This window comes from Flavobacterium tyrosinilyticum, from assembly GCF_023656565.1.
Lineage (GTDB): Bacteria > Bacteroidota > Bacteroidia > Flavobacteriales > Flavobacteriaceae > Flavobacterium > Flavobacterium tyrosinilyticum.
Map to the genome: position 1 here is coordinate 392,042 of NZ_JAMOKG010000002.1, position 15,178 is coordinate 407,219.

Sequence of the window (15,178 nt, forward strand, 5' to 3'; positions counted from 1 at the left end):
TCAAGTTTAAGGTTCCAAGTTTAAGGTTCCAAGTTTTTCCACAAAGTTTTGGAATTTGGAATTTAAAAAATTGGAATTTCTTAACCCTATCCATTTTTCAACAGTAAATCCTGTTCTTTTCTCATTTTTTCAGTCAACTGATTGATGTACGTTTTTATTTTCTGCGGAAGCGTATTCCAATTTTGATCTTTTTCAAAACTTCTGCAATCATCTAAATCGCATTCAACCGCGCGAATCACATATTTTTTATTTTTATAAACCGTAATAATTTTTACGCGTCTTATATAGCCATCTTCATTACGAGTTCCATAAACAATAATAGGTTCAATGTAACCGTCGCCATCAATATCTTTTGTGCTGCAATATTTTGTCCAGAACCAAATGTTTGTTTCTTTCGGAATAGTATTTTCAAGCAAATCATTAATTCGCCATTTTTCTAGAAATCCGCCGTGATCATTGACTACGCAAATGGCTTGTATTTTGGTGTTTAAAGTGTCTTTTTTAGAAACTGTTTTCTGATTTTCGCCCAAAACCAATTCGTAAACACCTCCTTTATCACTAAATTCAAATGCTTTATATATTGGGAAATCGGTTACATCTTTAAGCTCTCTTTCTGAAATTTCTTGTTTGGTCAATTTATAGCTTTCTATCTTTTGAGAAAAAACAAATGTCGAATAAAAGGAAAGTAGAAATACAATATATTTTTTCATGTTTACTATATATTTTTAGTACATCAAAGATATTTAAACCTTTTGAGTCCTGCTAAATTTATGTTTTTTAAAAATAGATTTTGTTGTACTTTTCAATATTAAAAAACAAAGAGGATTTCTAAGAAAAACAATAAAAATGATTCAAACAAATTGCAGTAATTTTCTTTTGGGAATATTAGTATTAGTACTTTCTACTAATAATATAATAGGACAGAAGAAGGCAGGAGAAAAACGAAATTTAATTCAATATGTTGATCCCATGATTGGAACAGCAAAAATGGGACATACGTATCCAGGTGCAACAGTTCCTTTCGGGAGCGTGCAATTAAGCCCAGAAACCGATACCATTGCTTACAGTTTAAACGGAAAATACAACGGAGAAGTTTATAAATACTGCGCTGGTTATCAGTATGAAGATAAAACGATTGTAGGTTTCAGCCACACCCATTTTAGCGGAACGGGGCATTCCGATTTAGGTGATTTCTTAATTATGCCAACAACTGGAAAATTGCAATTGAATCCTGGTGTAGCATCAAAACCATTGTCTGGTTATAGATCAGCATTTTCACATTCGACAGAAAAAGCAGAACCGGCATATTACAGTGTTTTTCTGGAAGATCATAAAATAAAAGCAGAATTGACAACGACAACGCGCGTTGGAATGCATCAATATACTTTTCCAAAATCTAATGAAGCACATATCATTTTAGATCTGACTTCAGGAATTTACAACTACGATAAAAAGAATGTTTGGACATTTGTTCGTGTAGAAAATGACACTTTAATAACCGGATATCGCCAAACAAACGGATGGGCGAGAACTAGAACGGTTTATTTTGCAATGTCTTTCAATAAACCAATTAAAAGTTACGGACAAGCTGCTCAGGAAAAAAGCGTTTATAGAGGTTTTTGGGGAAGATTCGATCAAACGAAAAACTTTCCAGAAATGGCAGGTCAGAACCTAAAATTATTTTTTGATTTTGATACGAATGAAGGCGAGAAAATCAAAATCAAAATGGCACTATCTCCTGTAAGTTCTGCCGGTGCACTAGAAAATATGAAAAAAGAAGTTCCAGATTGGGATTTCGAAAAAGTAAAAAAACAAAGTCAGGAGGTTTGGAATAACGAATTGAATAAAGTTCAAGTAGAAACCATTCAAAAAGAAGACTTGGTTAATTTTTATACCGCAATGTATCATGCATTTTTAGGGCCAACAGAATACATGGATTTAGATAAAAATTATAAAGGTCTAGATATGAATGTGCATAAAGCCGAAAACTTTACCAATTATACCAGTTATTCACTTTGGGATACGTATCGTGCTTTGCATCCGTTATTTAATATTGTGCAGCCAAAAAGAAACGCCGATATGGTAAGTTCTATGTTGGCACATTCAGATCAAAGTGTTCATAAAATGCTTCCCATTTGGTCGCATTATGCCAATGAAAACTGGTGTATGATTGGATATCATTCGGTTTCGGTCGTGGCAGATGCAATTGTAAAAGGCAATATTAGTTTTGATGCCGAAAAAGCGCTTCAAGCTTGCGTAAATACTGCAAAAGTACCTTATTACGATGGTTTAGAATTTTACATGAATAAAGGATATGTTCCAGAAGATAAAAACGGTGCTTCAGTTTCTAAAACTTTAGAATATGCTTATGACGATTGGGCAATTGCACAAGCAGCCAAGAAATTAGGAAAAACAGATATTTATAATGAATTCATTACTAGATCGAAAAACTATAAAAATGTCTATGACGAGAAAACGGGTTTCATGCGTCCGAAATTGAATGACGGAACATTCAAAAAAGAGTTTGATCCGCTAGATACGCATGGGCAAGGTTTTATTGAAGGAAATTCTTGGAATTACAGCTTATACGTTCCGCAAGATCCTGCTGATATGATTAAATTGATGGGTGGAAATGAGAAATTTAAAGTTCGTTTAGATTCTCTGTTCAATATGCATCTTCCAGACAAATATTTTGAAAATACGGAAGATATTACAAGAGACGGAATAATCGGAAATTATGTTCACGGTAATGAGCCTTCTCATCACGTAGTTTATTTGTACAATTGGACAGATTCTCCATGGAAATCACAAGATAAAATTAGAATGATTTTGAAAAAAATGTACAGAAATGGTGCTGACGGTTTAGGAGGAAATGACGATTTTGGACAAATGAGTGCGTGGTATATTTTTAGCAGTTTAGGATTTTATCCAGTTGCTCCAGGTTCTGACGAATATGCATTAGGAAGTCCGTTGATGAAAAATGCTATTGTAAATTTAGAAAACGGAAAAACTTTTGAAGTGGAAACCGTAAATCAATCTGATAAAAATGTATTTGTGAGTAAAGTTCTCCTTAACGGAAAACAATTGGAAAAACCATTTTTAAAACATGCCGATGTGATGAATGGAGGAAAGATTACGTTTTATATGAGCAACAAACCAAATAAAAAGCAATATCAAAATTAGTTTTACGTCTGTCACCCTGAGCGAAGTCGAAGGGCTTATAAGACGAAAAAGGGCTTCGACTACGCTAAGCCTGACAAACGATACTATTTAATTCGTGAAAATTTGTGCAATTCGTGGCAAAACAACAAAAAACTTCACGAAATTTGCACTTCAAATAAAGACAATCGATATGAAGATCAATTTAAAATCAGGAATAGAGAAACTGCTTTTCGGAATGAAGCAGAATGATGTAACAGCAGCTTTAGGAAAACCTGATAAAAACTATAAAGACGAAGACGACAATGTGATTTTTGTTTATAATGCACACAAAATCAGATTGACATTTTATCAGGAAGAAGATTTGAAATTAGGTTATTTAGTAGCATCAAGCAATGATCTAGAAGTTTTCGGATTTAAATTAATCGGAAGAAAAATTGCTGACGTAAAGAAAGATTTTGCTGCGAAAGGAATCACAAAATTCAATCAAGAAACTTTTGATACTTTTGAAAATTACTTCAACGAAGACAACTGGTTTATCCTTCAAACAGAATTTGATGAGGTAGTGAAGTTTGAAATTGGAGCAATCATCAATAGTAAAGATGAGTTTGATTGGAAATTTCCAGTAAAGAAATAACGCATTTTTTTGTCATCCTGAGGAACGAAGGATCACACAAGAAGCTCCGCAAAGTATGTCGTACAATCTTTGTCGATTTACGTGTGTGATCCTTCGTTCCTCAGGATGACAAACATAAAAAAACCGACAATCACTTGTCGGTTTTTTTATGTCTTTAAAAAGAAATTATCCTTTTAACCATGCATTTTTAAGTTTCTCTTTTGAAGCATCTGTAGCTTTAAAAGTTTCTGTTTCTTCAAATGGCAGTTTTACAGTTCCTTTTATCGTTTCTTCTTTAGTTCCACGTTTTACTTTAAGTGTAATAGGATCATTTTCTTTCCAGTTTTCACTTTCTGTAATTAAATCATAAATGTTATCTAGGTTGTATGATTTATTGTTTACAGCTAAAATTTTATCGCCACCTTTTAAGTTTAGGTTTTTAAAGAATGCAGTTGATTCTGATTCAGGACGAACCGCGATTTCTTTCGTTGCCTTATCAATAGTAATGTAAGGAGTTTGTCCTTTAATGAACGGATTTCCAGCTTTTTTCTCGCTTGCTTTTGTAACACCCACTTTGGCTAGATAAAAATCGTAAGGAATTGGAGTAGTTCCAGCAACATATTTATTTAAAAAGTCACCAACTTCAGGATAAGTTAAAGAAGTGATTTTTGCGAATAATTCATCGTCATTAAAAGGTTTTTCAACACCATATTCATCAGATAATTTATGCATTAAATCCAAAATCCCTCTCTCTCCATTACTTTTCTCTCTAATAATAATGTCAATACACATACCAATTAAAGCGCCTTTTTGGTAAACATTTAAATATTGATCTTTATAAGGCTGATCCAATACATTTTTACTCATTACAGTAAACGACATTGTATCATCTAACTGTTTAGATTGTGCGATCTTGTCTGCAATACGCGTATAGAATTCAGCTTCATCAATTAAACCTTGGTTAATTTGGAATAAATTAGCAAAATATTCTGTTACTCCTTCGTACATCCATAAATGTTCAGACATTTTTGGTGCATTGTAATCAAAATACTGAATTTCTTTTGAGTGAATAGTCAATGGAGTCACAATGTGAAAGAATTCGTGAGAAACTACATCTTTTAGTGTTTCTACCAATTTTTCTTTTGGCATTGATTCTGGTAAAACTACAGTTGTAGCAGTTGGGTGTTCTAAAGCTCCAAAACCGTGAGCATCGTCTTTAGCCATGCTTGAAAGATAGACCAAAACAGTGTATTTTTTAGTAGAATTTACTTTTCCTAAAAAGTTTTTCTGTGCGGTCATCATGGTTTTCATCTCTGGAGTAATGCTCTCGGCAGTATATTTTCCGGTAGGAGAGTACACAGCAATTAAGATGTCCATTCCGTTTACATTAAAAGTAGTGTAATCAGGTTTAGAATACATAATTGGATTTTCTACCAAAATAGCATAACGAGAAGTGGTAAACACATCAGAAGTATTGCTAGCATCTTGATCTGTCATAGAAGTAGCTCCCCAAAGTGTTTCAGGATGCGTGATCGTAACTTTGTACGGAACGTCTAATTTATCTTGAAAATACCCTACAAAACCATGAGTGTTAACCATGAAGTTTTTTCCTGCATCGATGTTTGTTCCTGCTGGAGAAAAAACATCGTCATTTCCAAATCCAGTTCCTTTTTCTGTATCGAAAGTATCGTTTACCAGATAAGTAATTCTTTTTAGTGTCTTTGCGTTTGAGATAGACCAAGAATTATCACCTAATCTTTTTACAGTAAGAGCGTTTCCTTTAGCATCAAAAGCTTTAAAATCTTCTGAATATTTTCCGTAATTATCTGTTGAATAAGTACCAGGAACGGTTTTAGGAATGCTGTAGGTAATTTCATCAGTCTTAATGGCTGGTGGCGTAACGGTTACCAAGACCTTATCGTCTTTAACATCACTTAGATTGATATTAACTTCAACTATATTGCTTTTCGCGGCTCCAGTGCTACCTGTTTTACAGCTCCAAAAAGTTACCGCTAGAGCTAAGGTGTAAAGTATTTTTTTCATTTTTATATGTTTAGTTATAGTATTTGACACAAAAAGTACCGAAAAGTTACTAAAAAATCACATTATATTTACAGATAAAAAAAAACTCCTGAAAAACAGGAGCTTTATTTTAGTCTAATTTATTCTTGATATAATATTTTCCGTCCAAATCTTCATCAAAATCATCTATTTTAACTGGTTTTGGTTTTGGTTTATTTGCAATTGCCTTCTTTTTCCACATCTCAAATTTTTCAAGAGGCATTTTCTTTTTCATGATGTCCAGGACTTCTTTTTCTGCCAATCCAAATTCTTTTTTTATAATTTCAAATGGATTTCTTTCTTCTAAAGCTAACGAAACAAGTCTTTCGGTTTGTTCCGGAGTTAATTCTTTGCGGCTACTCTTTTTCATCTCGTGAAAATTAATTCAAAATAGGGTGTTAATTATTAATAGATTGATTTTCAATTTCTGTATCAATATTAAAAAAAAAAATAATAAGTTGGTTCAGTAAAGTTCAATTTTTTTAATGATTTTAACTGTTTTTGAAGGATCGTGATTTTTGAAATGGAATTTTTAACAGATTCTTCAATTCATTGTTTTCTTCAGACTGCATATGAGTGTCTACACCATATATCAATTGATCTTTAGGTAAGTAGGTAAAGGTTTTAAAAAGCCTGTCCCAAATAGAAAAAATATTGCCATAATTGCTATCTGTATAAGGCAGCACATAATGATGATGCACTTTATGCATATTAGGCGAAACAATAAAGTAACTTAAGAATAGATCCAATTTTTCTGGAAGCGAAATATTGGCATGGTTAAATTGTGAAGCAATAACCGATAATGATTGATAAAGAAAAACCATCCACATGGGTGTCCCGATAATTAAAACACCTAAAGTGGTAAAAATAAAACGGACTACGCTTTCTCCAGGATGATGTCTATTGGCAGTTGTGGTGTCGATCCAAGTATCGGTATGGTGTACTAGATGAAACTGCCAAAGAATTTTTACTTTGTGTTCTACCAAATGAGCTAAATAAGCTCCAATTAAGTCCAAAAGCAGTAAGCCAATTATAGTATATAGCCAGATTGGCATTTCTGGAAGCCATTGCAGAATTCCAAAATTATGTTCGATTGTCCAAGCAGCAGTTCGTATTAAAATAAACGCAAGAATAAAGTTGACCACAATGGTTGTGAAGGTAAAAAAGAAATTGATACCTGCATGAGGCCATTTTTTATATTGCATTTTAAACAAAGGAAAACTGTTTTCAATTAACCAGAAAATAGTAATACCACCAACCAAAATTAAACTTCTATGCGAAGAAGGAATCGTAGAAAAATAATTAATAATGTCATTCATGATGCATAAATATTTGAATTAATTAAAGATTTCTTTCGGTTTTACTCCAATAAAAAAGAGAAAACCAAATATAAATATATCTGATTTTCTCTTTAGAAATTATTATTTAGGATATTATTTTTTGATGAGGCTGATTAAAAATAATAAAACCCACGCACCTCCTACAGCAATCAGAATCTGCCACAGAAGACCGCCACCTCCAATGCCAAGTTTTCCAGCTATCCATCCTCCAATGAATCCGCCTATGATTCCGACAATAATATTGCCAATTAAACCAAATCCGGCACCTTTCCAGATTTGACCCGCTAGCCATCCAGAAATGGCGCCTATAAGTAAGAAATATAAAAATTCCATATTTTTATTTTTTTGATGATGTTTTGATTTCTTTTTTCAGTTATTATGCTTCTGCGTGATTTTGAAGCAGTGTTTTATAAAGAAAACCTGCGGCTAATGCACCAAGAATAGGGGCAACCCAAAACAGCCAAACCTGAGATAATGGCTCTCCGCCAACAAAAATCGCCTGAGATAAAGATCTCGCTGGGTTTACAGAAGTATTCGTAATCGGAATACTGATTAAGTGTATTAGAGTTAACGCCAAACCGATTGCGATTCCTGCAAATCTGCCATTTGCAAATTTATCAGTTGCTCCTAAAATCACTAATAAAAAGAATAAGGTAAGTACAAATTCTGCAATGAAAGCAGACTGTAATGAATAGCCATCAGGAGAAAAAGCTCCAAAACCATTAGATGCAAAGGCTCCAGCTTTTGTACTGTCAATTGCAAAACCAGCTTTTCCAGAAGCTATTGTGTATAAAGTTCCTGCTGCCGCAACAGCTCCAACACATTGTGCAATGATGTACGGAATAAGATCTTTGGCAGAGAATCTTCCGCCAGCCCATAAGCCAAAAGAAACAGCGGGATTAAAATGACCACCGGAAATGTGGCCAACAGCATAAGCCATTGTAAGTACTGTTAAACCAAAAGCAAGCGCAACACCAGCAAATCCGATTCCTAAATTTGGAATTCCCGCTGCAAAAATTGCGCTTCCGCATCCACCAAAAACAAGCCAATAAGTTCCAAAGAACTCTGCAAATAATTTTTTCATAATAAAATAATTTAAATGGTTAATGTTAGAATGTATATTGGTAAGCCCAATAAATTAAAACAATTTGTAAGGGCAAACGTACAAATAAAATCCATAATGGTAAACCAAATCCTGCTTTTTTATTTTGAAGCATGTACAAATTGGCAGGAAAAACAGCAATTAATAGCATTATTATTCCCCAAGCGGCAATTTGTGTTGTAAAAGGCAGGATTAGAAAGATGCCCAGAATAATCTCAGCGGCACCACTTAAAATATTTATTAATTTGGGGATTTTAAATGCGGGCGGAATGATCCTTATGTACATTCCAGGTTTTCTAAAATGATTTAGACCAGCAAGAATATAAAGGAAAGCCATTAAATATAAATGCCAAGGTAAAATCATGATATTTAATTGTTTATCACGAATTTATAAAAAAATTAACAATTATTGCATTACAAGACTTCTTTTTTTGAAAGTATGTATTTTGGGTTATTTTTTTGACTTGAAATTTACATTCATAATAATTATGGCTAGAATAATTAATACAATGCCGACCCATTGAGAAAAGATTACTTTTTCGTTTAATAAGACATACGCCATCATTACAGAAACTGGCAGTTCAAGAGCAGAAACAATACTTCCTAGTCCGATTCCTGTTAACGGAAAACCTGCAGTCATTAAAAGCGGTGGAATTATGGTGCCAAATAATGATAATACAATTCCCCATTTAAGGAAGATTTCCATATTAAAGGCTGTAACCTGTGTAGCAAAAGCAAACGAAAATACAATAATAGAACCTCCTAAAAGCATATAAAGACTTCTTTGAGCAGAAGAAATTTCGGTTGCTACACTATTTGCAGTAAACATAGTGGTAGTAAAAGATGCAGCAGCGAGCATTCCCCAAACTAAACCTCTCCAATCTAATTCGATATCATTATTGATAATATTAGTGGCTAAAACAGTTCCAAAAAGCACTATTAGTACAGCAATTACCTTTTGTTTTGAAGGCAGTTTTTTTTCTAAAATCATTTCAAGCAAAACACCCATCCAAACCGTTTGCATCAATAAAACGATCCCGATAGAAACGGGAATGTATTTTACCGCCAAATAATAAAATAAGCTTGTCATTCCTAAAGAAGTTCCCGCAAGCATTAAATTGAAAATATTTTTGCGAGATGCTTTTACGGCAGGTTTGTTTTTGTTTTTAATACGCTGAAAAAGATTGATTGCAAGAATACCTAGAATTCCGTATATAAACTGTGAGGTCGTTACTTCTGCGGTTGTGTATCCTTCAGAATAGGCCATTTTTACAAAAGTAGCCAACATTCCGTAAGTAGTTGCTCCCAAAGCAACAAGAAAAACACCCTTTAATACATTATTTTGCGACGTCATAAATTATCTGTTTTAAAAAAATTAAGCCGGCAAAGGTAAGCTATTTTGTTTAGGATTCTCTTGTACTATGTTAAAAATAATGATTTAATTGTAACAGAATTGATTTTTAAAGGCTTAAAATAAGAATTCTTTAAAAAGCTAAAATAGAAAAGCCATCAAGAATAATTCTGATGGCTTTTTATATCTATAAAGAATAAATCTTCTCTTTTCTAATTACTTAGGCTGGTTTTGATACGTTTCAATTTCAAAAATCAAAGTTGCATTTGGAGGGATAACTCCGCCAGCGCCTTTTTCGCCATACGCTAAATTTGAAGGTAAAAAGAAAGTCGCTTTTTCTCCGTCTGTCATCATATCAAGAGCTTCAAGAAAACCAGGAATCATTCCCTCTTTTTTACCAACTGTAAAAGGAAACGCTTTATATCCGCCTTGCGCATCTCTATTGGCATCATATTTTCCATATGCTTTTGCTACTGGAGCCATGCTGCTGTCAAATAAGTTTCCATCTTCAAAATACCCAGCGTAGTGAAAATAGATGTTAGAACCTTCAGCACCTTTAACGCCAGTACCTTTTTGAGTGATTACATATTTTAAACCAGAAGCTGTTGCAGTTGCTTTTGCTTTTAAGTCTTTAAAATAAGCTGCTTTTGCAGTTATTACTTTTTTTGCTTCTTCTTTTTTAGCCGCTTCTTTTTTTACATCGTCACTTAAAACTTTTAAAGCATCAAATTTCTTTGCAGCAGCACCTTTGCGTGTAATAACAATTTTTGTCATTACATCGTCTTGAACAATTTTATTTACATTATCCATTCCAGATACTACGTGGCCAAAAATAGTGTGTTTTCCGTTTAACCAAGGAGTATCTTTGTGTGTAATGAAAAACTGACTTCCGTTTGTTGCAGGACCAGAATTTGCCATAGCAAGAACACCGCCTTTTTCGAACTTTAAATCGTCTACAAATTCATCTTTAAAAGAATATCCTGGACCTCCAGAACCATTTCCTTCTGGATCACCACCCTGAATCATGAAATCGTTAATTACTCTATGGAATTTTAATCCGTTGTAAAATGGTTTTCCTTTAAGAGATGCTTTAACATTAGGATTTGTACCTTCTGCCAAAGTAATAAAGTTTGCTACTGTAACAGGTGCTTTTACATACTCTAAAGAAAGAACAATGTCTCCTTTTGTAGTAGAAATTGTAGCGAAAATCCCGTCGCCAGGATTTGCCGCAGCAGCTGCTGTAGTTATAGGTTTCGCTGCTGGTTTTGCCGCAGGCTTTTTAGTTTGAGCTTGTATATTTACTATTGCTAAGCAAAATAAAAATAGAAATTTAAATTTCATTGCTTTTAAAATTTTAAGTCTTTAATTGAATTACTGTTTGTCTGAAATTTGGATTTCGAAAATGATATTAGCGTTTGGCGGAATTACACCTCCAGCACCAGTTGCTCCATAAGCTAAGTGAGATGGAATGAAAAGAACTGCTTTGTCTCCATAAGACAATTGCTCAACTCCTTCAATAAAACCAGGAATTAAACCATCTTTTTTACCAGCTTGAAATTGAATTGGTTGGTAGCCGTTTTGCGCTGCTCTTGCAGGATCAAATTTCCCGAATGGTTTTGCCACTTCTTCAATGCTAGTGTCAAATAAAGTTCCGTTTTCAAGGAAACCAGCATAGTGAATGTAAATTTGACTTCCAATAGCAGGTTTCTTGCCACTTCCTTTTTCTGTAATTACATATTCTAAACCGCTTGTCGTTTTAGTTGCTTTTGGTTTTAGAGAAGCATAATAATCTACTTTTTCTTTTTGAGCTCCCGCGTATTTTTGTTGTTCTTTTGCAATGTCAGCAAAATAGTCGTGGAATACTTTTACAGCATCAAATTTTTTCGCTGCTTCACCATTTCTAATAATAGTTACAGCAACGATATTGTCTCCTTGAACAACTTTGTTTACTACTTCTTGATCTTTTGCGCTTACCACATGACCGAAAATAGTATGTAGGTTGTCTAACCAAGGAGTTTCTACGTGAGTGATAAAAAACTGGCTGCTGTTTGTTCCAGGTCCGTTATTAGCCATTGCTAAAACTCCAGCTTTGTCAAATTTCAAATCTGAGAATTCATCTTTAAATTTATATCCAGTATCTCCAGAACCAGTTCCTAATGGATCACCACTTTGAATCATGAAACTTTCAATTACTCGGTGAAATTTTAAACCGTCAAAAAAAGGTTTCTTTTTTAATTGTTCGTGCGTTACAAACTCGTTTTTACCTTCAGCCAAAGTCACAAAGTTAGCCACTGTAATAGGTGCTTTTTTGTAATCAAGCTCTACAATGATGTGACCTTTATTTGTTTCGATATCGGCATATAAACCATCAGGAAGATTACTGTGGTCATCTTTACAAGAATAAAATGAGCCTACGGCTATTAGTAATAATAAAATACTCTTTTTCATTTTAAGATGTTGTTTTTATTGAGTTAATGTAATGTATCTTTTTTAGCTGGCGCAGCAGGTTTTGCAACTGCAGGTTTTGGCGTTACGGCTGATGGCTGAGCAGCAGGTTTTACTGTTTGTGCCGCAGGATCTGGAACAAAATTTCTAAGCGTTATTGTAACGATTAGAGATTCGTTTGTTCCAATTTTTTTATTATCTCCGTGATATCCGTAAGCCATATGCGATGGAAATAAAAACGTGACAGTTTCGTTTTTATGCATTCTTTTTATTCCGTCACGAAGCCCCATCATAATATCTTGTTTGTCTACATAGTAAGTTTGAGGACCAAGATCTGATTCAGAATAAATGACATTGCCTTTTATGTCTTTTACTTCCATATTAAAGTAAGCAATATCGCCTTTTCTCGGAGCTGCAGTTTCATTTGTATTTCTTTCGTCGTAATAAAACCAATAGCCTTTTGGAGTAGCATAATATTTTACTTTCGGATTGCTTTTGATTATTTTCTTAATGACATCTTCTTCATTTGCCACTAATTTTTTGTTTCGGTCAGCCGATTTTTTCATGAATGTTCCCGAAGCTCTAGAAATCGGTCTTCTGGCTTCTTCATGATGCTTACAACTGCTTAATAAAACTGTAAAAAGCAAAGTGTAAATGCTAAGTTTTAGGTAGTTCATGATTTGGATTATAATTTTAGTTTTTTTACTAAATCTTCAAATTTATTAACTGTTTCTTGCATCGAAACTTCAGATCTTCCGCCAGCTGCATTGCTATGTCCGCCACCGTTGAAATGGTCTCTCGCAAACTGATTTACATCAAAGCCTCCCTGCGAACGGAATGAAATCTTGATAATGCCTTCGTCTTTATTTTCGATAAAAATAGCAGTAAAAACAATATCTTTTATACTTAAGCCATAATTAACAATTCCTTCGGTATCACCTTTAACATAATTAAAAGAATCCAGCTCTTCTTGTGTTAACGTCGTATATGAAGTTTTATGATTTTCAAGGATCTTCATGTTCTGCAAAGCACGTCCTAATAATTGTAATCTGCTGAAAGAGCTATTGTCAAAAAGTAATACAGGAATCTGAGTGTTTTCAACTCCTAAATCAATTAATTCGGCTATAATTCTATGTGTATTTCCTGTTGTGCCAGGAAAACGGAAAGAACCAGAATCGGTTAAAATGCCTGTATAAATACAAGTTGCAATGGTTTTATCAATGTCTTCTTTTTTGTTTAAGAAAGTGATAAAGTTATAAACCATCTCACAAGTAGATCCGTATGAAGTTTCTGAATAGGTATAGGTAGCATAGTCATCAGGTTTTTGATGATGATCGATCATAATGAAAGTCGCTTTTAGCTTTGCTAAAGTATGCTCCATTTCGCCTGTACGGTGAAAAGCATTAAAATCAAGTGTGAAAATGATTTCAGCTTCTTCTAAAATCTGTGTGCAGATTTCGGTTTCTTTTTCGAATATTTTTACGGTTTCAGATCCTGGAAGCCAAGCTAAAAAATTAGGAAAATCATTTGGAGCAATTACTGTTGCCTGATGATTGTTTTTAATTAAAAAATGGTATAAACCTAACGTTGATCCCATTGCATCGCCATCTGGTCCTCTGTGCGGAATGATGACAATTTTCTTTGGGGTGGCGAGTAATAATTGAATCGCTTGAATATCTTGTATTTTCATAGTGTGCGAATTTACATTTTTTTAATGTAATGCTGAAAATAATTTTAGTGGACAGTCGGAGTAGTTAGTGTTCAGTTTTTAGTGTTCAGTCGCAGTTCTCAGTTTTCATCCCAGTTTGGAATTTGAGATTTTAAAAATTGGAATTTAATCTTTGATACAATTTATATTTCGCACCTTTTACAATCTGTGATTTGTAAATTCCGACAGAACCAGAAGAAAAATAAGCAATTGTACAGGCAATTGCGATGAAAATTCCAGGAGCAATTCCGAATAATTCCATTCCCATAATCGTACAGGCAATAGGAGTGTGGGTTGCACCTGAGAAAACAGCAACAAATCCGATTCCTGCTAAAAGCGCAATCGGCATTGGAATTACGGTCGATAAAGCACTTCCTAAAGTTGCACCGACAAAAAATAGCGGCGTTACTTCGCCTCCTTTAAAACCAGCTCCTAAAGTAAATCCAGTAAACAATATTTTAAGTATAAAATCGTACCATTGATTTGGATTTGAAAATGATTCGACAATTACAGGAACGCCCAGACCTGAGAATTTTGTAAATCCGAAACCAGCAATGGCAATAGCCAAAACCACACCGCCAATTACAGGGCGAAGTGGAGGATATTTAATGTTTTTTGAAAAAAGAGAACCCCAGAAATGAGTACTTCTAGAAAATAATAGAGCGGCAAATCCTGATAAAACTCCAACAATTAGAGTGAAAATAATATTATTTAAACTAAGTTCTGGAACAACAGGAATACTGTAATGTGTATGTTTGATTTCCCAGAATTCTACGGTGAAATAAGCTGCGTAAGCGACTAAAAAAGAAAGTAAAATGCTTTTAAAATTAATTTTACTGAAATATAAAACTTCTAAAGCGAATATTGCGCCAGCCAAAGGAGTTCCGAAAACGGAAGCAAAACCCGCGCTGATTCCGAGAATGATTAAAATTCGGCGTTCTGAATTATCAATTTGGAAGAATTTTGTAAACTGATCGGCAATTGCACCTCCCATTTGTACCGCAGTTCCTTCTCGTCCCGCAGATCCTCCGAACAAATGTGTCAGTAATGTTCCTAAAAGTACTAAAGGAGCCATTTTAAACGGAATGACTTTTTTGGGATTTTCGTATTCTTCCAATAAAAGATTGTTTCCTTTTGCAACCGATTCTCCCCAATAATAATAACTCAATCCAACCATAAATCCGCCGAAAGGCAAAAGCCATATAATCCAGTTATGGTGAATTCTAAATTGCGTAACCCATTCTAAAGAAACTAAGAAAAATGCTGAAGCCGATCCAGAAAGTATTCCGATTAAAGCACAGATAAGAATCCATTTTGGAATAGAAATCAGGAATTGTTTTGGATTTTGAGTAGTCATTAAGATTTGAGTGACTTTTTTGCCACGAATTCACAAATT

Annotated in this window: 15 protein-coding genes; 2 read left to right on the forward strand and 13 right to left on the reverse strand. The window is 34.0% G+C overall.

The features are described from left to right. Positions 1–86: 86 nt before the first annotated feature. Positions 87–710, reverse strand: coding sequence for a M949_RS01915 family surface polysaccharide biosynthesis protein (locus NCC77_RS09455; RefSeq protein WP_250835346.1), 624 nt, complete (start codon positions 708–710; stop codon positions 87–89). A gap of 136 nt (positions 711–846) precedes the next feature. Between NCC77_RS09455 and NCC77_RS09460 the strand changes: the two genes are divergently transcribed. Together NCC77_RS09460 and NCC77_RS09465 are read left to right on the forward strand one after the other, a co-directional pair. Beyond that, positions 847–3,183, forward strand: coding sequence for a GH92 family glycosyl hydrolase (locus NCC77_RS09460; protein WP_250835347.1), 2,337 nt, complete (start codon positions 847–849; stop codon positions 3,181–3,183). 169 nt (positions 3,184–3,352) lie between these two features. Beyond that, positions 3,353–3,796, forward strand: coding sequence for a hypothetical protein (locus NCC77_RS09465; RefSeq protein WP_095929892.1), 444 nt, complete (start codon positions 3,353–3,355; stop codon positions 3,794–3,796). 165 nt (positions 3,797–3,961) lie between these two features. On the opposite strand, the gene NCC77_RS09470 is transcribed toward NCC77_RS09465, so the two are convergent. From NCC77_RS09470 to NCC77_RS09525, 12 genes are all read right to left on the reverse strand, one after another. Continuing rightward, positions 3,962–5,818 carry a M61 family metallopeptidase gene (locus NCC77_RS09470; protein WP_250835348.1) on the reverse strand — a complete coding sequence of 619 codons (1,857 nt, stop codon included), beginning with the start codon at positions 5,816–5,818 and terminating at the stop codon, positions 3,962–3,964. 109 nt (positions 5,819–5,927) lie between these two features. Continuing rightward, complete coding sequence (locus NCC77_RS09475) at positions 5,928–6,206, reverse strand: DUF2805 domain-containing protein (RefSeq protein WP_008462445.1); 279 nt, start codon at positions 6,204–6,206, stop codon at positions 5,928–5,930. A gap of 121 nt (positions 6,207–6,327) precedes the next feature. Next, positions 6,328–7,155 (reverse strand): sterol desaturase family protein, encoded by an 828-nt coding sequence (locus NCC77_RS09480; RefSeq protein WP_250835349.1) that lies wholly within the window; start codon positions 7,153–7,155, stop codon positions 6,328–6,330. A gap of 114 nt (positions 7,156–7,269) precedes the next feature. Continuing rightward, positions 7,270–7,509 (reverse strand): GlsB/YeaQ/YmgE family stress response membrane protein, encoded by a 240-nt coding sequence (locus NCC77_RS09485; protein ID WP_250835350.1) that lies wholly within the window; start codon positions 7,507–7,509, stop codon positions 7,270–7,272. A 43-nt stretch (positions 7,510–7,552) separates the two neighbouring features. After that, the gene (aqpZ, locus tag NCC77_RS09490) at positions 7,553–8,260 is read right to left on the reverse strand and encodes an aquaporin Z (protein ID WP_250835351.1); all 708 of its coding nucleotides are present in this window, start codon (positions 8,258–8,260) and stop codon (positions 7,553–7,555) included. Between the two features lie 25 nt (positions 8,261–8,285). Next, complete coding sequence (locus tag NCC77_RS09495; RefSeq protein ID WP_250835352.1) at positions 8,286–8,642, reverse strand: DoxX family protein; 357 nt, start codon at positions 8,640–8,642, stop codon at positions 8,286–8,288. An 87-nt stretch (positions 8,643–8,729) separates the two neighbouring features. Further along, on the reverse strand, positions 8,730–9,632 hold the full coding sequence (locus NCC77_RS09500) for an EamA family transporter (RefSeq protein WP_250835353.1): 903 nt from the start codon (positions 9,630–9,632) through the stop codon (positions 8,730–8,732). A gap of 213 nt (positions 9,633–9,845) precedes the next feature. Then, entirely contained in the window at positions 9,846–10,970 is a 1,125-nt protein-coding gene (locus NCC77_RS09505) for a peptidylprolyl isomerase (protein ID WP_250835354.1), read from the reverse strand. A 30-nt stretch (positions 10,971–11,000) separates the two neighbouring features. Next, a complete protein-coding gene (locus tag NCC77_RS09510; RefSeq protein ID WP_250835355.1) occupies positions 11,001–12,077 on the reverse strand; it encodes a peptidylprolyl isomerase in 1,077 nt (358 codons plus the stop codon). A 23-nt stretch (positions 12,078–12,100) separates the two neighbouring features. After that, complete coding sequence (gene gldI / locus NCC77_RS09515; protein WP_250835356.1) at positions 12,101–12,751, reverse strand: gliding motility-associated peptidyl-prolyl isomerase GldI; 651 nt, start codon at positions 12,749–12,751, stop codon at positions 12,101–12,103. Between the two features lie 8 nt (positions 12,752–12,759). Next, positions 12,760–13,764 (reverse strand): DHH family phosphoesterase, encoded by a 1,005-nt coding sequence (locus NCC77_RS09520; protein ID WP_250835357.1) that lies wholly within the window; start codon positions 13,762–13,764, stop codon positions 12,760–12,762. A 130-nt stretch (positions 13,765–13,894) separates the two neighbouring features. Further along, complete coding sequence (locus NCC77_RS09525) at positions 13,895–15,139, reverse strand: voltage-gated chloride channel family protein (protein ID WP_250835358.1); 1,245 nt, start codon at positions 15,137–15,139, stop codon at positions 13,895–13,897. Positions 15,140–15,178: the final 39 nt, after the last annotated feature.